Raw genomic sequence first — 21,068 nt, forward strand, 5'->3', positions numbered from 1 at the left:
TGTGCTTTTCACCAAAGACCTCAAGGGGCACGGGGGCCACGCCGACAAAGGATGCGTGAGTACCCTTGCGCACACCATGATGACCCCCGCCCGCCCCGTCGAGTCCGGCCTCGGCGCCCCGGGCGACCTCGACCGCTACCCCTACGCGGAGGCGCCCGGAGCCGACCGCGTCGGTCCGCCCGCCTGGGACGCGACGGAGGACCTCGGCCGGGTCGGCCGCAGGGCCGCCGGCAGCCGCGGCCGCGGGCTCCACGGACAGCTCGTCCAGCAGCTCGGCCAGATGATCGTCTCCGGCGACCTCGGCGCCGACCGCCCCCTCGTCCCCGAGGAGATCGGCCAGCGCTTCGAGGTGTCGCGCACCGTGGTCCGCGAGTCGCTGCGCGTGCTCGAGGCCAAGGGCCTCGTCAGCGCCCGTCCCAACGTCGGCACCCGGGTCCGGCCGGTCAGTGACTGGAACCTGCTCGACCCCGACATCATCGAGTGGCGCGCCTTCGGCCCGCAGCGCGACGACCAGCGCCGCGAGCTGCACGAGCTGCGCTGGACCATCGAGCCCCTCGCCGCACGCCTCGCCGCAGGTCACGGCCGGGAGGACGTCCAGCAGCGCCTCTCCGACATGGTCGAGATCATGAGCCACGCGTACGCCCAGGGCGACGGCATCACCTTCTCCCGCGCCGACGCCGAGTTCCACGCTCTCCTCATCCAGCTCGCCGGCAACCGGATGCTCGAGCACCTCTCCGGCATCGTCGCCGCCGCCCTCCAGGTCTCCGGAGCCCCCGCCACCGGCTGTGACCGCCCGAGCGAGACCTGCATCGCGCACCACGCCCGGATCGTCGACGCGCTCGCCGCCGGCGACGCCCTCGGCGCCGAGACGGCCATGCGCCAGCTGCTGACCGTCCACCCCGAAGTGGAGCGCGTCGTGCCGGCTCCCCGCGGGAACTGATCCGCGCACCGTGGCCAGCAGCGCCGTGACGCACGCATCGCGTGCCGCCGGACCCGAGCGGAGCCCGGGGGCGGCCATCGTCCCCGGGTGCGCCCGGGCCCGGCGGTAGGATCGTGGGGCGTTCCGGATGGTTCGTGGCGGTTTCGCCGCAAATGAGGTGTGACTCGGGCCACGCGGATTGGGCGTAACACTCCTCGAAGCCGCGCGATGACCTAAGAGGTGACAGCCGAGGAAGGAATACAGCAGCCGCTCAGGGCGCTGTGCAGTTCCCCGGTCCAGCCCGCGCCGTCGGCACATTCCCGGCCGACGGTCGTCGGCTCCAGCCTGATCCAGGGCGGGGCCGGAAGCCGTTTTCCATCGTTCCGAGAGGTTGTTCGTGTCGGCCAGCACATCCCGTACGCTCCCGCCGGAGATCGCCGAGTCCGAGTCTGTGATGGCGCTCATCGAGCGGGGAAAGGCTGATGGGCAGATCGCCGGCGATGACGTGCGTCGGGCCTTCGAGGCTGACCAGATTCCGCCAACCCAGTGGAAGAATGTTCTGCGCAGCCTCAATCAGATCCTCGAGGAAGAGGGTGTGACGCTGATGGTCAGTGCAGCGGAGTCGCCGAAGCGCGCCCGCAAGAGCGTCGCAGCGAAGAGCCCGGCAAAGCGCACCGCCACCAAGACCGTCACCGCCAGGACGACCGTGACGAAGACCGTCTCGGCCGCCGGTGCGGCCCCGGCGGCCGAGAGCGCGGACCCGGCCGAAGAGGCCGCGGCGCCGGCCAAGAAGGCGGCCGCCAAGAAGACCGTCGCCAAGAAGGCGACGGCGAAGAAGACCGTCGCCAAGAAGACGGCGGCCAAGAAGACCAGCGCGAAGAAGGACGAGGACGAGCTCCTCGAGGGCGAGGATCTGCTCGAGGACGTCGCGCCCGGCAAGGACGAGGAAGAGACCGAGGGCGAGAGCAAGGGCTTCGTCCTGTCCGACGAGGACGAGGACGACGCGCCCGCGCAGCAGGTCGCCGTCGCCGGTGCCACCGCGGACCCGGTGAAGGACTACCTCAAGCAGATCGGCAAGGTCCCGCTGCTCAACGCCGAGCAGGAGGTCGAACTCGCCAAGCGCATCGAGGCCGGTCTGTTCGCCGAGGACAAGCTGGCGAACTCCGACAAGATCGCTCCGAAGCTCAAGCGCGAGCTGGAGATCATCGCCGAGGACGGCCGCCGCGCCAAGAACCACCTCCTGGAGGCCAACCTCCGTCTGGTGGTCTCGCTGGCCAAGCGCTACACCGGCCGCGGCATGCTCTTCCTGGACCTGATCCAGGAGGGCAACCTGGGTCTGATCCGCGCCGTCGAGAAGTTCGACTACACCAAGGGCTACAAGTTCTCCACGTACGCCACCTGGTGGATCCGTCAGGCGATCACCCGCGCCATGGCCGACCAGGCCCGCACCATCCGTATCCCGGTGCACATGGTCGAGGTCATCAACAAGCTCGCCCGCGTGCAGCGCCAGATGCTCCAGGACCTGGGCCGCGAGCCCACTCCGGAGGAGCTGGCCAAGGAACTCGACATGACCCCGGAGAAGGTCATCGAGGTCCAGAAGTACGGGCGCGAGCCGATCTCGCTGCACACCCCGCTGGGCGAGGACGGCGACAGCGAGTTCGGTGACCTCATCGAGGACTCCGAGGCGGTCGTCCCGGCCGACGCGGTCAGCTTCACGCTGCTGCAGGAGCAGCTGCACTCGGTGCTCGACACGCTCTCCGAGCGTGAGGCCGGCGTGGTCTCCATGCGCTTCGGCCTGACCGACGGCCAGCCGAAGACCCTCGACGAGATCGGCAAGGTCTACGGCGTGACGCGTGAGCGCATCCGTCAGATCGAGTCGAAGACCATGTCGAAGCTGCGTCACCCGTCGCGCTCGCAGGTGCTTCGCGACTACCTCGACTGAGCCTGCCCCGTCGGCAGACCCGGACGAGGGACGCGCATGACGCACGAAGGGCCCGGACTCCCCGTGGGGAGCCGGGCCCTTCGGCGTGTGCGCGGGTGCACGGACGGCGCGACTGGACGACGCTGGGTGAACCGACATCACCGCAGAGTCAGGAGGCTCCATGCGTCGTCCCATCGCCCGAGCATTGACCGGTGCCCTGGGCCTGATCGCGGCCGCGGCAGGACCGCTCGCCGCCGCGGTACCAGCGTCCGCCGACAGCGTCGTGGTCGGCGGGCAGCCGACCCGGATCACCGAGGCGCCGTGGGTCGTGGCCCTCTCCAGCCGTGACCGGTTCGGAGGTACGCGGGCGGGGCAGTTCTGCGGAGGAGTCGTCGTGGCTCCGACCAAGGTGCTCACCGCGGCGCACTGCCTGGGCCGCGAGGTACTGGGGGGCCAGCCGTGGCAGCTCTCCGACTTCAAGGTGATCGCGGGACGCACCTCGCTGCGCGGGCACGGCGGCCAGGAGGTCCGGGTCTCCGGGACCTGGACCAACCCGGACTACGACCCGTGGACCAACTCGGGCGATCTGGCGGTGCTCACGCTGGAGAAGGCGCTGCCGGCCTCGTACGTGATCGAGGTGGCCCGCCCGGACGACCCGGCGCTCTCGCCGGGGACGGCGGCTGCCGTGTACGGCTGGGGCGACACGACCGGCAACGGGACGTACGCGACGTCGCTGCGGTCGGCGCGGGTGCAGGTACTGCCCGACGCCTCCTGTGAGCGGGCCTATCCGGGCGGCTCAGGGGCCTCGTACCGCGGTGACACCATGCTCTGCGCGGGAGACCCGAACGGCGGCCGGGACGCCTGCCAGGGGGACAGTGGCGGGCCGCTGGTGGCCGGGGGGCGGCTGATCGGTCTGGTGTCGTGGGGGAGCGGCTGTGGGCAGGCCGACAGCCCCGGGGTCTACACCCGGGTTCCGGCGGTGCTGCCGCCCGGCCGCGTCTGAGGCCGCCTCGCGACCACCCTCGCCGTGACGGTCCGTCAGCGGACCGTCACGGTACGAGAACGGGCGGCCACCCCCCTGGTGCTGCGGGAGTGGCCGCCCGTCGGCCGGTCGTCAGGAACCGGCTCCTGGCTCGTCGTGGCTGCGAAGCGTCAGTGCTCGTCACCCATCGTTCGGGCCGGCACGTCGGTGAGCCGGTCCGTCTCGTCCTGTATCTCAGCGGCGATCTTCTTGAGTTCCGGCTCGAACTTGCGTCCGTGGTGGGCGCAGAAGAGCAAGTCACCGCCGCTGGTCAGAACGACACGCAGGTATGCCTGGGCGCCGCAGCGGTCGCAGCGGTCAGCGGCCGTCAGGGGGCTCGCGGGGGTCAGAACAGTAGTCACGTCGCCTCTTCTCTAGCTCGACGAGCTGTCGTACCAGGGTCAACATCCAACCAGGCCGAAAACGTTCCCGCTCGTGGCTTTTCCTCGAAACTTCTTCGCAAGGTGGCTGTCTGCTGCCGGTTGGCGGCGAATGAGCCGTATTGCTTCGCTCTACGGGTTTCGCATTGCTGTGTGTGGTCGTGTCCCTCCGGCGGGTTGCCGGTTGTTCATGAGGACGTGCCCGAACCCTAAATGGTTCATGCCTGGAAGGGAACGTGATGTTCGCGTCACCCCATCGAGGGATCGAACATCCATACGACACTGGACTAGCATGAGGAATCAGGAGGGTGGCGTGACAACGGCTCTACCAGGCATCGGTACCCTCTGACCGGTGACCGACGCCGGGCCTTACCCCACCGGGCCAGATTTCAAATTCAGCGAGGAGCGAACCGCGTGACCGCCGAGACGTCCGTGCCGTCCAGTGCGCTGCTGACCGCAGACCGTGACGGTTCCAACTACACCGCGCGGCACCTGCTCGTCCTCGAAGGGCTCGAAGCCGTCCGCAAGCGACCGGGCATGTACATCGGGTCGACGGACAGCCGTGGCCTGATGCACTGCCTCTGGGAGATCATCGACAACTCCGTCGACGAGGCCCTCGGCGGCTACTGCGACCACATCGACGTCATCCTCCACGACGACGGCTCGGTCGAGGTCCGGGACAACGGCCGCGGCATCCCCGTCGACGTCGAGCCCAAGACCGGCCTTTCCGGCGTCGAGGTCGTCATGACCAAGCTGCACGCCGGCGGAAAGTTCGGCGGCGGCTCGTACGCGGCTTCCGGCGGTCTGCACGGTGTGGGCGCCTCCGTGGTGAACGCGCTCTCCGCCCGTCTCGACGTCGAGGTCGACCGCAACGGGGCCACGCACGCGATCAGCTTCCGCCGCGGTGTCCCCGGCATGTTCACGGAGCAGGGGCCCGACAGCCCCTTCGACCCGTCCGGCGGCCTCCTCAAGGGCAAGCGCGTCCCGAAGACCCGCACCGGCACCCGCGTGCGCTACTGGGCGGACCGCCAGATCTTCCTCAAGGACGCCAAGCTCTCCCTGGAGACGCTGCACCAGCGCGCCCGCCAGACCGCCTTCCTCGTCCCCGGCCTCACCATCGTCGTCCGCGACGAGCGCGACCTGGACGGGATCGGCAAGAGCGAGGAGACGTTCCGCTTCGACGGCGGCATCAGCGAGTTCTGCGAGTTCCTCGCCCAGGACAAGGCCGTCTGCGACGTGCTCCGCCTCACCGGCCAGGGCACCTTCAAGGAGACCGTCCCGGTCCTCGACGACCGCGGCCACATGACCCCGACCGAGGTCACCCGCGAGCTCGGCGTCGACGTCGCCCTGCGCTGGGGCACCGGCTACGACACCACCGTCCGGTCCTTCGTCAACATCATCGCCACGCCCAAGGGCGGCACCCACGTCTCCGGCTTCGAGCAGGCGATCACCAAGACGGTCAACGAGGTGCTGCGCTCCGCCAAGCTGTTGCGCGTCGCCGAGGACGACATCGTCAAGGACGACGCCCTCGAAGGCCTCACCGCCGTCGTCACCGTGCGCCTCGCCGAGCCGCAGTTCGAGGGCCAGACCAAGGAGGTGCTCGGCACCTCCGCGGCCCGCCGGATCGTCGCCAACGTCGTGGGCAAGGAGCTCAAGGCCTTCCTGACCTCCACCAAGCGCGACGCCAAGGCCCAGGCCCGCGCCGTCCTGGAGAAGACGGTGGCCGCCGCCCGCACCCGCATCGCGGCCCGCCAGCACAAGGAGGCGCAGCGCAGGAAGACCGCCCTGGAGTCCTCCTCGCTGCCCGCCAAGCTCGCCGACTGCCGCAGCGACGACGTCGAGCGCAGTGAGCTCTTCATCGTCGAGGGAGACTCCGCGCTCGGCACCGCCAAGCTCGCCCGCAACAGCGAGTTCCAGGCCCTGCTGCCGATCCGCGGCAAGATCCTCAACGTCCAGAAGTCCTCCGTCTCGGACATGCTCAAGAACGCCGAGTGCGGAGCGATCATCCAGGTCATAGGGGCGGGCTCGGGCCGCACCTTCGACATCGACGCCGCACGGTACGGGAAGGTCATCATGATGACCGACGCCGATGTCGACGGCTCCCACATCCGCACGCTGCTGCTGACCCTGTTCCAGCGCTACATGCGCCCGATGGTCGAACAGGGCCGTGTCTTCGCCGCGGTGCCGCCGCTGCACCGCATCGAGCTGGTCCAGCCCAAGAAGGGCCAGGACAAGTACGTCTACACGTACTCGGACAACGAGCTGCGCCAGACCCTGCTCGAGTTCCAGCGCAAGGGCGTCCGCTACAAGGACTCCATCCAGCGCTACAAGGGCCTCGGCGAGATGGACGCCGACCAGCTGGCGGAGACCACCATGGACCCGCGCCACCGCACCCTGCGCCGGATCAACATCGGCGACCTGGAGGCGGCCGAGCAGGTCTTCGACCTGCTCATGGGCAACGACGTGGCGCCCCGCAAGGAGTTCATCACCAGCTCCGCGGCGACCCTGGACCGCTCGCGCATCGACGCCTGACGACCACCCGGAAGACCACCGCCCCCGACGCCACGCGCGCGTCGGGGGCGTCTTCACACCATGGGGTGAAAAGGGGCGGGAGAAGAGTCCGGGATCTTCCCGCTCTGTCCATCCTTGGGCACGCGGCCGAAACGGTTCGCTGACAAGGAGAGTTCACCCGTGGAGAAGCAGGAAGGGCACGACCCCGCGACGGTACGGTTCGACGACCCCTGGTACGACGAGCTGGCCGCCGGCTGGGGCGAGCACGATCCGACCGACGCCGCCGCCGGGGCCGCGCCGGGCACCGTTCCCCGGCAGCAGGCCGCTCCCAGCGCCGCCGACATCTATCTGGAGGTGCAGCGCAGCCCCGCCTTCCAGGAGGTGCGCGGCCGCTACCGCCGGTTCGTCTTCCCCGCCGCGCTCGCCTTCCTCCTCTGGTACCTGGCGTACGTCGTCGCCGCCACTGTCGTTCCCGGTCTGATGGCCCGGCCCGTCGCCGGAGCCGTGAACGTCGCCATGGTCGCCGGACTCGGCCAGTTCGCCACCACCTTCCTGCTGACCTGGGCCTATGCCCGGCACGCCCGGCTGCGGCGGGACCGCGCCGCCCTCGAACTGCGCTGGGACACCCAGGAGATGACCAGAGGGGCGCGGCAGTGACCGGAAACCACCAGACCCTCGCGCTGCTGCTGTTCAGCGCCTTCATCGCGGTCACGCTCGGCATCACCACCTGGGTCAGCCGCAACCGCCGCGGATCCGCCGAGGAGTTCTACGCCGGAGGGCGGCTCTTCTCGCCCATGGAGAACGGATTCGCCATCGCCGGCGACTACATGTCCGCCGCCTCCTTCCTCGGTATCTCCGGCCTCATCGCGCTCTTCGGCTACGACGGCATGCTCTACTCCGTCGGCTTCCTCGTCGCCTGGCTCGTCGTCCTGCTCCTCGTCGCCGAACTCGTCCGCAACTGCGGCCGGTTCACCCTCGCCGACGTCGTGGCCTCCCGGATGGCCGAGCGGCCCGTCCGGATCGCGGCCGGAGCCTCCTCCGTCACCGTCTCCCTGCTCTACCTGGTGGCCCAGATGGTCGGCGCCGGCAGCCTGGTCGCCCTGCTGCTCGGCGGCACCAGCGACACCGCCCGCGCCTGGACGGTGATCGGCGTCGGCGCGCTGATGGTCGTGTACGTGTCGCTCGGCGGCATGCGTGCCACCACCTGGATCCAGATCGTGAAGGCCGTGCTGCTGATGGCCGGCACGATCACCCTCACCGTGCTCGTCCTGGTCCGCTTCCACTTCGACGTGAACCAGCTGCTCACCACCGCGGCCGAACGCAGCGGACACGGCCGGGACTTCCTCGCCCCGGGACTGCGCTACGGCGGCGACTGGACCGCCAGGGTCGACTTCGTCAGCCTCGGCCTCGCGCTGGTGCTGGGCACCGCGGGACTCCCGCACATCCTGTCCCGCTTCTACACCGTGCCCACGGCACGCGCCGCCCGCCGCTCGGTCGTCTGGTCCATCGGCCTCATCGGCAGCTTCTACCTGATGACGATCGTCCTCGGCTTCGGCGCCGCCGCGCTGGTCGGACCCGACACCGTCCGTGCCTCCAACAGCGCCGGGAACACCGCGGTGCCGCTGCTCGCCCTCGACCTCGGCGGCGGCGCCGGGTCCACCGGCGGCACCGTGCTGTTCGCGGTGGTCGCCGCCGTCGCCTTCGCCACCATCCTCGCGGTGGTCGCGGGCATCACGCTCGCCTCCTCCGCCTCCGTCGCGCACGACCTCTACGCCTCCCTGCGCCGCCGCCACGCCAGACAGTTCAGCGAGGTGACGGTCGCCCGGGTCGCCGCGGCTGGAATCGGGATCGCCGCGATCGGTCTCGGGCTGCTCGCCCGCGACCTCAACGTGGCCTTCCTCGTCGGCCTCGCCTTCGCCGTCGCCGCCTCGGCGAACCTGCCCGTGCTGCTCTACTCGCTCTTCTGGCGCCGGTTCACCACCCGGGGCGCCGTCTGGTCGGTCTACGGAGGACTCGTCCCGGCGGTGCTGCTCGTGGTGGTCTCGCCGGTGGTCTCCGGCAGCCCCGAGTCCCTGTTCCCGGGCGTGGACCTCCAGCTCTTCCCGCTGCAGAACCCCGGCGTGGCCTCCATCCCGCTCGGCTTCCTCGCGGGCTGGCTCGGCACCGTCACCTCGACCGAGCCGCCGGACGACGCCCGGTACGCCGAGACGGAGGTGCGCGCCCTCACCGGCGCCGGCGCCGCATGACGGCCGTCAGCGCGTGGTCGAGCTCTCCCACACGTACCGGTGCTCGGGGCGGCCCGTCTCGCCGTACTTGAGCGAGAGCCGCACCCGGCCGGTGCGCTCCAGGAGCTTGAGGTAGCGCTGGGCGGTCTGCCGGCTCACTCCGGCCCGCTCGGCGATCTCCTGTGCCGACAGCGGCCCGTCCGCGGCGAGCAGCACCTGCCGCACCAGCTCTGCCGTCGTCGGGGAGTGGCCCTTGGGCAGATCCGGCTCGACCGCGCCCGCCGCCAGCACCCCGAAGATCCGGTCGACCTCGGCCTGTTCCGCCTCGCCGCCCACGTCCAGGGTCCGCCGCAGCGCCGCGTACGCCTCCAGCTTGGCGCGCAGCCCGGCGAAGCTGAACGGCTTCACCAGGTACTGCAGCGCCCCGTGCCGCATCGCCGCCTGGACGGTGGCCACGTCACGGGCCGCGGTCACCATGATCACGTCGCACTGCCGGCCGAGGGCGCGCAGCTCGCGTACGACCCCGAGACCGTTCCCGTCCGGGAGGTAGTGGTCGAGCAGGACCAGGTCCACCGGAGGCTCCGCCTCGGCGAGCCGGTCCAGCGCCTCCGCCGCCGAATGGGCCACGCCGACCACGTGGAACCCCGGCACCTTCGCCACGTACGCGGCGTTGACCTTCGCCACGCGTACGTCGTCGTCGACGACCAGGACGCCGATCACCGCGCCTCCTCCGCGGCCAGGGGTGCGCGCCCCGCGTCGGGCGCCCGCTCCTCGTCCGCCTCGCCCAGCGCGTCCGGCAGCACCACGGTGAACTCCGCGCCGCCGTCCGCGCCCGAGCCGACCCGGGCGCTGCCGCCGCGCCGCTCGGCGAGCCGGCGCACCAGGGCGAGCCCGAGTCCCCGCTTGCCGTGGGCCGGCAGCTCCTTGGTGGTCCATCCCTCGGTGAAGATCAGTTCGCGCCGCTCGTCGGGCACCCCGGGGCCGCTGTCCGCGACCTTCAGCACCACCGTCCGGCCCTCGGCGCGCAGATCCACCTCCACGCGCGCGTGGCGGGTGCCGGAGGCGGCGTCCAGGGCGTTGTCGACGAGGTTGCCGACCACCGTGACCAGCTCGCGCGGGTCGACCAGCCGGTCCGGGAGCAGCGCGCCGGGTGCGACGCGCAGCGAGACGCCCCGCTCGGCGGCGACGGCGGCCTTGCCGACCAGGAGCGCCGCGACGAGCGGGTCGTGGACCTTCTCGGTGACCTGCTCGGCGGTCGCCCGGTGCACGCCGGCCACCTCGGTGACGAACTCGACGGCCTCGTCGTACATCTCCAGTTCGAGCAGGCCGAGCAGGGTGTGCATCCGGTTGGCGTGTTCGTGGTCCTGGGCACGCAGGGCGTCGATCAGTCCGCGCGTGGAGTCCAGCTCGCGGCCCAGCCGCTCCAGCTCGGTGCGGTCGCGCAGGGTGGCGACGGCGCCGCCGTCGTGCGTGGGCATCCGGTTGGCGATCAGCACCCGGCTGCCGCGCACCGTGACCAGGTCCTCACCGGTCGCCCGGCCCGCGAGCACGTCCGTGGTGCGGCCGGCACCCAGCACGTCCTCGAGCGGCCGGCCGGTGGCCTCCGGTCCGAGGCCGAGCAGCCGCTGCGCCTCGTCGTTCATCAGCCGGATCCGGCCGGTGCCGTCGAGGGCGACGACTCCCTCGCGGATGCCGTGCAGCATCGCCTCGCGTTCGGCGAGCAGCGACGAGATGTCGGAGAAGGCCAGGTCGTGGGTCTGCCGCTGGAGCCGGCGGGAGATCAGGTAGGCGGCGAGCGCGCCCGCCGCCAGGGCACCGCCGGCGTACCGGAGCAGCCCGGGGATCGCCGCCACGAGCCGGTCGCGCACGCTGTCGTACTCGATGCCGACGGACACCGCACCGACGATCTCGCCGCGCCGGTCGCGCAGCGGCGCCTTGCCGCGGGCGGAGCGGCCCAGGGTGCCGCTGTCGATCTCCATCACCTCGTGCCCGGCGAGCACCTCGCTCGGGTCGGTGGAGACGCGCCTGCCGATCTGGGCGGGGTCGGTGTGCGACCAGCGGATGCCCCGGGGATCCATCACCACCACGTACTCGGCGCCGGTCGAGCGCCGGATCCGCTCCGCCTCCGCCTGCACCGGCCCCTGCGCCGACGGCCGGGTGGCCGCCAGATCCGCGGCGACCTGGGGCGAGGCCGTGGTCTGCGCGATGGCGAGCGCGCGGCGCATGGCCTGGTCGTCCAGCTGGGCGCTGAGCGGGGCGAGGAACAGCCCGGTGGCGAGCACCGTGACACCCGTCGCGATGGCCAGCTGCATCAGCAGGACCTGCGAGAACACCCGCCGCGGCCACCCGATCCTGCGCCGCCGCGCGGGAGGCCGCAGGGGGCGCCGCAGGCGGGAGGCGGGTGCGGGACTCATGGCGGAAACGGTACGGGGACGAGGGCGCCGACCGGAAATGCCGCTGCCGGACACGGCACGGGGGCCTGCCTATCCTGGGGGCTTCGCAATCGCAGGCACCGATGGCCCGGAGGCATGACCCTTGACCACCCAGCAGATCCCCGTCGTCGTCCTGGCCGGGTTTCTCGGGGCGGGGAAGACCACCCTGCTCAACCATCTGCTGCGCAGCGCGCGCGGAACGCGGATCGGGGTCATGGTCAACGACTTCGGCGACATCGGCATCGACGCCATGACGGTGGCCGGCCAGGTCGGCTCCACGGTCTCGCTCGGCAACGGCTGTCTGTGCTGCGCTGTGGACGCGAGCGAGCTGGACGAGTACCTGGAGGTGCTCACCCGGCCCGAGACGCGCCTCGACGTGATCGTGATCGAGGCCAGCGGTCTCGCCGAGCCGCAGGAACTCGTGAGGATGGTGCTCGCCAGCGAGAACGAGCGGATCGTGTACGGCGGGCTGGTCGAGGTCGTGGACGCCGCCGAGTTCGCCGCGACCCGCGCCCGGCACCCGGAGACCGACCGCCATCTCGCCGCCGCCGACCTCGTGGTCGTCAACAAGGCCGACCGGGTGCCGGCGGATCGGCTCGCCGCCGTACGGGAGGAGGTCTCCGCGCTCGCCCGGCGCGCCGCCGTGGTGGAGTGCGCGCACGGTCGGATCGACCCGGAGCTGCTGTTCGACCGTGTGGTGCCGGAGGACGAGATCGCGGGCCAGATGTCCATCGAGGACATCCTGTACGGGGACGACGGCGACGGGGCTCACGCCCACCCGCACGCCGCGTACGAGACGGTCTCCCTGACGGCGTCCAGCCCGCTGCATCCCCGCCGGCTGATGGCCTTCCTCGACTCGCGCCCCGAGGGCCTCTACCGCATCAAGGGCTTCGTCGACTTCGGCGCCGCCGATCCCGCCAACCGCTACACCGTCCACGCCGTCGGACGCTTCCTGCGCTTCTTTCCCGAGCCGTGGCCGGCCGGTGAGGAGCGCCTCACCCAGCTCGTCCTGATCGGCTCCGGCGTCGACGCGGCAGCTCTGCGCAAGGAGCTCGCCGCCTGCGAGCAGAACGGCCCGCACGACGTGCCGGACGAGACCGCCCTGTGGGGCGTCCTGAGGTATGTGCCCGGCAGCGAGGACGAGCCGGAGGCCGCGGCCGAGACCTTTTAGGACGGTGCCGCCGACAGGGCCTCGGCCGGGGCCGCCGTCCTCGTGCGCCGTCGGTGGTAGTGCACGGTGACCGCGGCCAGCAGGGGACCCCAGAGGAGCAGGGGGGCGTAGACGATGTCGATCAGCCACATGCCCCAGGCGGAGGCCTCCATCTCGGCGTTGAACGCCGAGTAGACGAACAGCACGCCGTAGACCGAGGCGGTCAGGGCGCCGAGGCCGGCGGTGACGGTGGCCAGGAGGACCGGGACGCGGCGGCCGCGGAGATACGGGATCCAGCGCGGCCAGGTCTCGCCCCAGCTCCGGACGAGGCCGAGGGTGAGGATGGCGAGCAGCTCGGAGAACAGACTGAGGGCGAACAGGACGAGCGACCCCCAGCCGGGTGCTCCCATGGCGTCGTACTCGGACTGTGCCAGTCCCACCGGGATGCCGACGGCGATGGCGAGCCGCCACAGCGCCGACGGCACATTGGCCAGGGCGGCGCCCATCGCCGCGTTCCGCGCCCAGCGCGGGACGTCAGGCAGTGCGTTCACTCTTGGCATGCGTCCACGCTGGCCGAAGCGGGTCCGCCGCGGCGTCCCTCCGCTGTCGGGTCCGCCTCGGCCGCGCGGCGGAGACGGAGCCGTACCAGAGGGTTACGCGTCGGCGGTGACGAGGTCCCTGGGGCGCTCCGGACCTCCGGCGCCGACCGCCGCCAGGTAGGCGTCGAGGCCGTCCGCGTTCGCGCCGGCCCAGCCCACGTAGCCGTCGGGGCGGATCAGGAAGAGTCCCGTGCCGTACGACTCGTACGCGTCGAGGCGGGCCGCGCGTATCGCATCGGTCCGCACGGCCGGGAGCGGGACGCCGACCGCGAGCAGCGTGAAGTGCGGCCCCCGGAACAGGTCGAACAGGCGGGCCGCGCCGTACGGCCCGTCCGGGGCGCGGTCGCCCGCCCGCAGCGCGTCCTCGGTGAGTCCGGCGCGCGTCTCCACGCTGAGCGCGGAGTCCCGGTACCCGAGTCCGAGCTGCTGGACCTCGGCGCCCCGCTGGGTGCCGCGGCCCTCGGCGCTCGCCCGGTGGATGCGGGTGCTGAGGCCGAGGACGTCGGCGGCCACGGGCTGCCGCTCGGCCTCGTAGGAGTCGAGCAGCGCGGTCGGTGCGCCGTGCCGCAGCACCTGGCCCAGCTTCCAGCCGAGGTTGTACGCGTCCTGGACGCTCGTGTTGAGGCCCTGGCCGCCGGCCGGCGAGTGCACATGGGCGGCGTCACCGGCGAGCAGGACCCGGCCGTCGCGGAAGCGGTCCGCCATCGCCGCCCGGGCACGGAAGTCCGAGGCCCACAGCACCTCGACGACCTCGTCCCCGGTGAGCGGGGTGCGCTCGGCGAGGAGAGCGCGGACGGCCCCGGGCGAGGTGTCCACGGCGGCGGTCTCGTCCTCGAACCCGGCGACGAGCTGGAAGGTGTCACCGCCGGGCAGCGGGCACAGCGCCACGCCGCCGCCCGGTGCCTTCGCCCAGATGTGCCAGTTGCCGCGGTCGACGACGGCGCCGGGGGAGAGGCGGAGGTCCGCGACCAGCATGGGGCGCGGGTCGACGGTCTCGCCGGTCATGCCGATGCCGAGCCCCCGGCGCACCGTGGAGCGACCGCCGTCGGCCGCGACCAGGTAGGCCGCCCGCACCGTCCCGCCGGTGGACAGCTCCGCCGTCACGCCGTCCTCGTCCTGGCGGAAGCCGGTGAGGGCCGCGCCGAAGCGGACCGCGCCGCCGAGCTCCAGCAGGCGCGCGTACAGCAGCTCCTGGGTGCGGGACTGCGGGATGAGCAGCACCTCCGCGTACGGGACCTGTTCGGTCGGCTCGGAGCGCTCCAGCATGTCCCACTCGCCCTGACGCTCGGCGCCCTCCCAGGCGAGCATCCGCGGGTAGGCGGATCCGGCGGCCAGGATCCCCGGCAGCACGCCGAGGTCGTCGAACACCTCCTGGCTGCGGGGCTGCAGCCCCTTGCCCCGCGAGCCGGGGAAGAGCTGGTCCGCCTTCTCCACGAGGAGGGCGCGCACGCCCCGGCGGGCGAGGTCGATGGCGAGCACCAGTCCCGTGGGACCCGCTCCGACGATGACGACATCCGTGTCCATGTCTCCGCTCCTCCGCGTCCTTAACGTCGTTAAGTTCCGACCTGACAGAGCATCTCCTTAACGCCGTTAAGCTGTCAAGGGGATAACGTGACGGGGTGGCGACCAAGAAGACGACCCGGCTGGCACCCGAGACGGTGGCGGAGACCGCCCTGAGCCTGCTGAACGAGCGCGGCCTCGAAGGGCTGACCCTGCGCGCGATCGCCCAGGAGCTGAACGTCCAGGCGCCCGCCCTGTACTGGCACTTCAAGAACAAGCAGGCGCTGCTCGACGAGATGGCGACCGTCATGTACCGGCAGATGACCGCCGATCCCGCCGCCCGCCCGGCCGGTGACGTGAGCTGGCAGGAACGGATCCTCGCGGCCAACCGGGGACTGCGCGCCGGACTGCTGCGCTACCGCGACGGCGCCAAGGTCTACAGCGGCGCCCGGTTCACCGGCACCGACCACGCCGCCGACATGGAGGAGCAGCTCGGGGCGCTCGTCGAGGCGGGCTTCTCGCTGCGCGACGCGGTGCGCGCCAGCACCACCGCGTACATGTACACCCTCGGCTTCGTCACCGAGGAACAGGGCACCGAGCCCGTGCCCGGACAGCCCCGCGAGGGCTTCGACGTCGACGAGCGCGCGGAACGCCTCGCCGGGTTCCCGCTCGCGGCGGCCGCCGGGGCGGAGATCTTCACCGACCACGACAGCGGCTTCGAGGAGGGACTGCGCCTGATCGTCGCGGGGATCGAGGCGACCTACGCGCCCGGCGCGTGACACGACGACGCCCCGGCCCCGCGCCTGACGGCGCGGAACGGGGGGCGTGTGCAGAAATCCGGACCCTGCGTCCCGGGTCAGGGCCGGCCGGTCAGTTGCCCGACCGGCCCTGACCCGCCTGACGGGGCCTAGTTCGCCGGGCCGGCCACCACCTCGACCGCCTTGGGCAGCGGCGTCCCCGAGCCGTCACGGCGCGGGTCGGGCTCCGGCAGGTCCACCGGAGTGCCGTTCTTCTGCGCGGCGCGGGCCGGAGTGGCACCCGCCCAGGCCAGGACGAGCACGTCCTCGCCCTTCAGGAAGCGCTGGCAGCGCACACCACCGGTGGCGCGGCCCTTGCGCGGGTACTGGTCGAAGGGCGTCAGCTTCGCCGAGGTGCCGGCCGAGGCGTCCAGCGTGCCGGTCGAACCGGCGACCGTGAACACCACCGCGTCCACAGCCGGGTCCACCGCCGTGAAGGACAGCACCTCGGCGCCCGTCGACAGCTTGATTCCGGCCATGCCGCCCGCGGGACGGCCCTGCGGCCGCACCTGCGAGGCCGGGTAGCGCAGCAGCTGGGCGTCGGAGGTGATGAAGACCAGGTCCTCCTCGCCCGTACGCAGCTCGGTCGCGCCGACGATCCGGTCACCGTCCTTGAGGGTGATGACCTCCAGCTCGTCCTTGTTCGCCGGGTAGTCCGGCACCACGCGCTTGACCACGCCCTGCAGGGTGCCGATCGCCAGACCCGGCGAGGCCTCCTCCAGCGTGGTCAGGCAGACCACCGTCTCGTCCGCCTCCAGGGTGACGAACTCCGCCAGGGGCGCCCCGCCCGCCAGGTTCGGCGCCGCGGCCGTGTCGGGCAGCTGCGGCAGGTCGATCACCGCGACCCGCAGCAGCCGGCCGCCCGAGGTCACCACGCCGACGTCACCGCGCTGGGTCGCCGCCACCGTCGAGACGATCACGTCGTGCTTGGCGCGCTTGCCGTCCTCCGCCGCAGGCAGGTCCTCCGTCACCGTGCGGGCCAGCAGACCGGTCGACGAGAGCAGCACCCGGCACGGGTCGTCCGCGACCTCCAGGGACACGGCCGCGGTCGGCGCGCCCGCCGACTCCAGCAGGACCGTGCGCCGGTCGGTGCCGAACTTCTTCGAGACCGCCGCCAGTTCCGCCGACACCAGCTTGCGCAGCTCCGCGTCGGAATCCAGGATCCCGGTCAGCTCGTCGATCTCGCCGTTGAGCCTGTCGCGCTCGCTCTCCAGCTCCAGGCGGTCGAACTTGGTGAGCCGGCGCAGCGGCGTGTCCAGGATGTACTGCGTCTGGATCTCGCTCAGCGAGAAGCGCTCGATCAGGCGCTCCTTGGCCTCCGCCGAGTTCTCGCTCTCCCGGATGAGCCGGATGACCTCGTCGATGTCGAGGAGCGCGACGAGCAGGCCCTCCACCAGGTGGAGCCGGTCCCGCTTCTTGCCGCGGCGGAACTCCGAACGTCGCCGGACCACCTCGAAGCGGTGGTCGAGGTAGACCTCCAGCAGCTCCTTGAGGCCGAGGGTGAGCGGCTGGCCGTCGACCAGGGCCACGTTGTTGATGCCGAAGGACTCCTCCATCGGCGTCAGCTTGTAGAGCTGCTCCAGGACCGCCTCCGGCACGAAGCCGTTCTTCACCTCGATGACCAGGCGCAGGCCGTGGTTGCGGTCCGTGAGGTCCTTGACGTCGGCGATGCCCTGGAGCTTCTTGGAACCGACCAGGTCCTTGATCTTGGAGATGACCTTCTCGGGGCCGACGGTGAAGGGCAGCTCGGTGACGACGATGCCCTTGCGGCGCGCCGTCACGTTCTCCACGGTGGCCGTCGCGCGGATCTTGAAGGTGCCGCGGCCCGTCTCGTACGCGTCCTTGATGCCGGACAGGCCGACGATCCGGCCGCCGGTGGGCAGGTCGGGGCCGGGCACGAAGCGCATGAGCGCTTCCAGGTCCGCGTTCGGGTAGCGGATCAGGTGGCGGGCGGCCGCGACGACCTCCGCCAGGTTGTGCGGGGGCATGTTCGTGGCCATGCCGACCGCGATGCCGGAAGCGCCGTTGACCAGCAGGTTCGGGTACGCGGCGGGGAGCGCGACCGGCTCCCGCTCCTGGCCGTCGTAGTTGGGCGCGAAGTCGACGGTGTCCTCGTCGATGGACTCCGTCATCAGGAGCGCGGCCGGCGCCATCCGCGACTCCGTGTACCGCATCGCGGCCGGCGGGTCGTCGTTGCCGAGGGAGCCGAAGTTGCCGTGGCCGTCGACCAGCGGCACGCGCATGGAGAAGGGCTGTGCCATGCGGACCATCGCGTCGTAGATGGACGCGTCGCCGTGCGGGTGCAGCTTGCCCATGACCTCGCCGACGACCCGGGCGCACTTGACGAAGCCCCGGTCGGGCCGCAGGCCCATCTCGTTCATCTGGTAGACGATGCGCCGCTGTACGGGCTTCATGCCGTCGCGGGCGTCGGGCAGCGCGCGCGAGTAGATCACCGAGTACGCGTACTCGAGGAAGGAGCCCTGCATCTCGTCAACGACGTCGATGTCGAGGATTCGCTCCTCGAACGCGTCGTCCGGCGGCGGTGTCTTCGTGCTGCGGCGGGCCATCGCGGCTGCGGCTCCTTCACCAACAAGGTTGATCTGACGCGGACCATTGTGGACCGTGGCTCCGACAACGCCGACCGCGACCCGGAAGAGGGACTTCGGATGCGGCCGGGAACTTCGCCAGGTGTCGGCGCGCTTGCATACAGTGGCAGGACTTTTCCCGATCGCGATCGAAGGGACACACGCCCATGGGTCACACGGCTGAGGCCGAGGCCGGCTCCGGCGGACTGACAGCGACCGAGCACCGGCTGGCCAACGGCCTGCGCGTGGTGCTCTCGGAGGACCACCTGACCCCGGTCGCGGCGGTCTGCCTCTGGTACGACGTCGGTTCCCGTCACGAGGTCAAGGGCCTCACCGGTCTCGCCCACCTCTTCGAGCACCTGATGTTCCAGGGCTCGAAGCAGGTCCACGGCAACGGCCACTTCGAGCTGGTGCAGGGCGCGGGCGGCTCGCTCAACGGCACGACGAGCTTCGAGCGCACCAACTACTTCGAGACCATGCCCGCGCACCAGCTGGAGCTCGCGCTCTGGCTGGAGGCCGACCGCATGGGCTCGCTGCTCACCGCCCTCGACGACGTCTCCATGGAGAACCAGCGCGACGTCGTCAAGAACGAGCGCCGCCAGCGCTACGACAACGTGCCCTACGGCACCGCGTTCGAGCGCCTCACCGCCCTCGCGTACCCGGAGGGCCACCCGTACCACCACACCCCGATCGGCTCGATGGCCGACCTGGACGCCGCCACCCTGGAAGACGCGCGGAACTTCTTCCGCACGTACTACGCGCCGAACAACGCGGTGCTCTCGGTCGTCGGCGACATCGACCCCGAGCAGACCCTCGCCTGGGTGGAGAAGTACTTCGGCTCCATCCCCGGGCACGACGGCAAGCCCGAGCCGCGCCCCGGCGACCTGCCCGAGGTCATCGGCGAGCAGCGCCGCGAGGTCATCGAGGAGGAGGTCCCGGCCCGCGCCCTGATGGCCGCCTACCGGCTGCCGCACGACGGCACGCGCGCGTGCGACGCGGCCGACCTGGCCCTGACCGTCCTGGGCGGCGGCGAGTCCTCCCGCCTGCACAACCGGCTGGTCCGCCGGGACCGTACCGCCGTGGCCGCCGGCTTCGGCCTGCTCCGGCTCGCCGGCGCGCCCTCGCTCGGCTGGCTGGACGTCAAGACCTCCGGCGGCGTCGAGGTGCCGCAGATCGAGGCGGCCGTCGACGAGGAGCTCGCCCGCTTCGCCGCCGAGGGCCCGACGCCCGAGGAGATGGAGCGCGCCCAGGCCCAGTTGGAGCGCGAGTGGCTGGACCGGCTCGGCACCGTCGCCGGCCGCGCCGACGAACTGTGCCGGTACGCGGTGCTCTTCGGCGACCCGCAGCTCGCCCTGACCGCCGTCGACCGGGTCCTCGACATCACCGCCGAGGAGGTGCAGGAGGTCGCCAAGGCCCGGCTCCGCCCGGACAACCGCGCCGTCCTGGTCTACGAGCCGGTGGGCGACGCCGCCGACGGGACCGACAGCGACGAGGAAGAGGGAGCGGACCGGTGACCGACGCCGCCACGTCTTTGACCAGCATGACCTTCCACCCGCAGCCCACGCCGGGCGACGCGAAGCCCTGGGCCTTCCCGGCCCCGGAGCGCGGCGCGCTCGACAACGGTCTGACCGTGCTGCGCTGCCACCGCCCCGGCCAGCAGGTGGTGGCCGTCGAGATCTTCCTCGACGCCCCGCTGGACGCCGAGCCCGAGGGCCTGGACGGCGTCGCCACGATCATGGCCAGGGCCCTGTCCGAGGGCACCGACCAGCACTCGGCCGAGGAGTTCGCCGCCGAGCTGGAGCGCTGCGGCGCCACCCTGGACGCGCACGCCGACCACCCTGGCGTACGGGTCTCCCTCGAGGTGCCGGTCTCCCGGCTCCCCAAAGCGCTCGGCCTGCTCTCCGAGGCCCTGATCGCCCCGGCGTTCGTCGAGACCGAGGTCGAGCGGCTGGTCCGCAACCGGCTGGACGAGATCCCGCACGAGACGGCCAATCCGGGCCGTCGCGCCGCCAAGCAGCTCTCCAAGGAGCTGTTCCCGGCCGCCTCGCGCATGTCCCGGCCGCGCCAGGGCACCGAGGAGACGGTCGCCGCGATCGACGCCGCCGCCGTGCGCGCCTTCTACGACGCGCACGTCCGTCCGGCCGCCGCCACCGCCGTCGTGGTCGGCGACCTGACCGGTGTCGACCTGGACAAGGTGCTCGCGGACACCCTCGGCGCCTGGAGCGGCAAGCCGGCCGCGCCGCGCCCGATGCCGCCCGTCACGGCCGACGACACCGGCCGGGTCGTCATCGTGGACCGGCCCGGCGCCGTCCAGACGCAGCTGCTCATCGGCCGCGTCGGCGCGGACCGCCACGACCGTGTGTGGGCCGCCCAGGTGCTCGGCACGTACTGCCTCGGCGGCACCCTCACCTCCCGTCTGGACCGCGTCCTGCGCGAGGAGAAGGGCTACACGTACGGCGTGCGGGCCTTCGGCCAGGTGCTGCGTTCCGACGGCGCCGGCAACGGCGCCTCGATGCTCGCCATCAGCGGCTCGGTCGACACTCCCAACACGGGTCCGGCACTTGACGACCTGTGGAAGGTGCTGCGCACCCTGGCCGCCGAGGGCCTGACGGACGCGGAGCGCGACGTGGCCGTGCAGAACCTGGTGGGCGTGGCCCCGCTGAAGTACGAGACGGCCGCGTCCGTCGCCGGGACGCTGGCCGACCAGGTCGAGCAGCACCTCCCGGACGACTACCAGGCGCAGTTGTACGCGCGGCTCGCCGAGACGGGCACGGTGGAGGCGACCGCGGCCGTGGTCAACGCCTTCCCGGTGGACCGGCTCGTGACGGTCCTGGTCGGCGACGCGGCGCAGATCGCGGAGCCGGTGCGGGCGCTCGGCATCGGTGAAGTGACCGTCGTCAGCGGCTGATTGAGCCGCTGTCACACGGCGGAGAGGACCCCGACGACCACGTTCGTCGGGGTCCTCCCCTTTGTCCGTATTGCTGAGGAGCGTGGTCTTCTGCCCTGTGGCATGTCTTACAAACGGGCG

At 71.7% G+C, this 21,068-nt stretch carries 16 protein-coding genes; 10 read left to right on the forward strand and 6 right to left on the reverse strand.

Annotated features, from left to right (window positions below; all coding sequences use genetic code 11):
- The first annotated feature begins 55 nt into the window (after positions 1–55).
- The 3 genes from ACFY8W_RS35900 (at position 56) to ACFY8W_RS35910 (ending at position 3,843) form a co-directional block, all read left to right on the forward strand.
- Positions 56–940 (forward strand): FCD domain-containing protein, encoded by an 885-nt coding sequence (locus tag ACFY8W_RS35900; RefSeq protein ID WP_391114870.1) that lies wholly within the window; start codon positions 56–58, stop codon positions 938–940.
- 376 nt (positions 941–1,316) lie between these two features.
- Positions 1,317–2,861 (forward strand): RNA polymerase sigma factor, encoded by a 1,545-nt coding sequence (locus ACFY8W_RS35905; RefSeq protein ID WP_391114872.1) that lies wholly within the window; start codon positions 1,317–1,319, stop codon positions 2,859–2,861.
- Positions 2,862–3,021: 160 nt separating this feature from the next.
- A complete protein-coding gene (locus ACFY8W_RS35910; RefSeq protein WP_391114875.1) occupies positions 3,022–3,843 on the forward strand; it encodes a trypsin-like serine protease in 822 nt (273 codons plus the stop codon).
- Positions 3,844–3,992: 149 nt separating this feature from the next.
- On the opposite strand, the gene ACFY8W_RS35915 is transcribed toward ACFY8W_RS35910, so the two are convergent.
- Positions 3,993–4,223, reverse strand: coding sequence for a hypothetical protein (locus tag ACFY8W_RS35915; RefSeq protein ID WP_046910811.1), 231 nt, complete (start codon positions 4,221–4,223; stop codon positions 3,993–3,995).
- Positions 4,224–4,655: 432 nt separating this feature from the next.
- On the opposite strand from ACFY8W_RS35915, the gene ACFY8W_RS35920 reads away from it, so the two are divergent.
- The 3 genes from ACFY8W_RS35920 to ACFY8W_RS35930 all read left to right on the forward strand — a co-directional run bounded on the left by ACFY8W_RS35920 (position 4,656) and on the right by ACFY8W_RS35930 (position 8,998).
- The gene (locus ACFY8W_RS35920; protein WP_391114878.1) at positions 4,656–6,773 is read left to right on the forward strand and encodes a DNA gyrase subunit B; all 2,118 of its coding nucleotides are present in this window, start codon (positions 4,656–4,658) and stop codon (positions 6,771–6,773) included.
- A gap of 159 nt (positions 6,774–6,932) precedes the next feature.
- Positions 6,933–7,409 carry a DUF485 domain-containing protein gene (locus ACFY8W_RS35925; protein ID WP_391114881.1) on the forward strand — a complete coding sequence of 159 codons (477 nt, stop codon included), beginning with the start codon at positions 6,933–6,935 and terminating at the stop codon, positions 7,407–7,409.
- Positions 7,406–8,998, forward strand: a complete 1,593-nt coding sequence (locus ACFY8W_RS35930; RefSeq protein WP_391114883.1) for a cation acetate symporter — start codon at positions 7,406–7,408, stop codon at positions 8,996–8,998. Before ACFY8W_RS35925 ends, ACFY8W_RS35930 begins: the two co-directional genes overlap by 4 nt.
- 6 nt (positions 8,999–9,004) lie before the next feature.
- On the opposite strand, the gene ACFY8W_RS35935 is transcribed toward ACFY8W_RS35930, so the two are convergent.
- Both ACFY8W_RS35935 and ACFY8W_RS35940 read right to left on the reverse strand, forming a co-directional pair.
- A complete protein-coding gene (locus ACFY8W_RS35935; protein ID WP_391114885.1) occupies positions 9,005–9,697 on the reverse strand; it encodes a response regulator in 693 nt (230 codons plus the stop codon).
- The gene (locus ACFY8W_RS35940) at positions 9,694–11,391 is read right to left on the reverse strand and encodes an ATP-binding protein (protein ID WP_391114888.1); all 1,698 of its coding nucleotides are present in this window, start codon (positions 11,389–11,391) and stop codon (positions 9,694–9,696) included. Before ACFY8W_RS35940 ends, ACFY8W_RS35935 begins: the two co-directional genes overlap by 4 nt.
- A 121-nt stretch (positions 11,392–11,512) precedes the next feature.
- Between ACFY8W_RS35940 and ACFY8W_RS35945 the strand changes: the two genes are divergently transcribed.
- On the forward strand, positions 11,513–12,580 hold the full coding sequence (locus ACFY8W_RS35945) for a GTP-binding protein (protein ID WP_391114891.1): 1,068 nt from the start codon (positions 11,513–11,515) through the stop codon (positions 12,578–12,580).
- Here ACFY8W_RS35945 and ACFY8W_RS35950 read toward each other — a convergent pair.
- Both ACFY8W_RS35950 and ACFY8W_RS35955 read right to left on the reverse strand, forming a co-directional pair.
- Positions 12,577–13,119: a hypothetical protein gene (locus ACFY8W_RS35950; RefSeq protein WP_391114894.1), complete on the reverse strand. Its 543-nt coding sequence runs from the start codon at positions 13,117–13,119 to the stop codon at positions 12,577–12,579. The two genes, ACFY8W_RS35945 and ACFY8W_RS35950, sit on opposite strands and share 4 nt — an antisense overlap.
- Before the next feature lie 93 nt (positions 13,120–13,212).
- Positions 13,213–14,730, reverse strand: coding sequence for an FAD-dependent monooxygenase (locus tag ACFY8W_RS35955; RefSeq protein ID WP_391115000.1), 1,518 nt, complete (start codon positions 14,728–14,730; stop codon positions 13,213–13,215).
- Between the two features lie 47 nt (positions 14,731–14,777).
- Between ACFY8W_RS35955 and ACFY8W_RS35960 the strand changes: the two genes are divergently transcribed.
- The gene (locus tag ACFY8W_RS35960; protein WP_391114897.1) at positions 14,778–15,437 is read left to right on the forward strand and encodes a TetR/AcrR family transcriptional regulator C-terminal domain-containing protein; all 660 of its coding nucleotides are present in this window, start codon (positions 14,778–14,780) and stop codon (positions 15,435–15,437) included.
- Between the two features lie 128 nt (positions 15,438–15,565).
- Here the strand turns inward: ACFY8W_RS35960 and ACFY8W_RS35965 are convergent, their stop codons facing one another.
- Complete coding sequence (locus ACFY8W_RS35965) at positions 15,566–18,022, reverse strand: DNA topoisomerase (ATP-hydrolyzing) (protein ID WP_391114900.1); 2,457 nt, start codon at positions 18,020–18,022, stop codon at positions 15,566–15,568.
- Between the two features lie 185 nt (positions 18,023–18,207).
- On the opposite strand from ACFY8W_RS35965, the gene ACFY8W_RS35970 reads away from it, so the two are divergent.
- Together ACFY8W_RS35970 and ACFY8W_RS35975 are read left to right on the forward strand one after the other, a co-directional pair.
- Positions 18,208–19,554: an insulinase family protein gene (locus ACFY8W_RS35970; RefSeq protein ID WP_391114903.1), complete on the forward strand. Its 1,347-nt coding sequence runs from the start codon at positions 18,208–18,210 to the stop codon at positions 19,552–19,554.
- Between the two features lie 26 nt (positions 19,555–19,580).
- Complete coding sequence (locus ACFY8W_RS35975) at positions 19,581–20,948, forward strand: insulinase family protein (RefSeq protein ID WP_391115002.1); 1,368 nt, start codon at positions 19,581–19,583, stop codon at positions 20,946–20,948.
- Positions 20,949–21,068 lie beyond the last annotated feature (120 nt).

Origin of the sequence: Streptomyces sp. NPDC012637, from assembly GCF_042954805.1 — a bacterium.
In the GTDB taxonomy this organism is placed as follows: Bacteria; Actinomycetota; Actinomycetes; order Streptomycetales; family Streptomycetaceae; genus Streptomyces.

What these genes read in the sequence shown, in the direction of transcription:
- ACFY8W_RS35910 (WP_391114875.1), top strand. Translation starts at nt 3,022, where the DNA reads ATGCGTCGTCCCATCGCCCGAGCATTGACCGGTGCCCTGGGCCTGATC.
- ACFY8W_RS35940 (WP_391114888.1), bottom strand. Translation starts at nt 11,391, where the DNA reads ATGAGTCCCGCACCCGCCTCCCGCCTGCGGCGCCCCCTGCGGCCTCCC.
- ACFY8W_RS35950 (WP_391114894.1), bottom strand. Translation starts at nt 13,119, where the DNA reads ATGCCAAGAGTGAACGCACTGCCTGACGTCCCGCGCTGGGCGCGGAAC.
- ACFY8W_RS35965 (WP_391114900.1), bottom strand. Translation starts at nt 18,022, where the DNA reads ATGGCCCGCCGCAGCACGAAGACACCGCCGCCGGACGACGCGTTCGAG.
- ACFY8W_RS35970 (WP_391114903.1), top strand. Translation starts at nt 18,208, where the DNA reads ATGGGTCACACGGCTGAGGCCGAGGCCGGCTCCGGCGGACTGACAGCG.
- ACFY8W_RS35975 (WP_391115002.1), top strand. Translation starts at nt 19,581, where the DNA reads ATGACCTTCCACCCGCAGCCCACGCCGGGCGACGCGAAGCCCTGGGCC.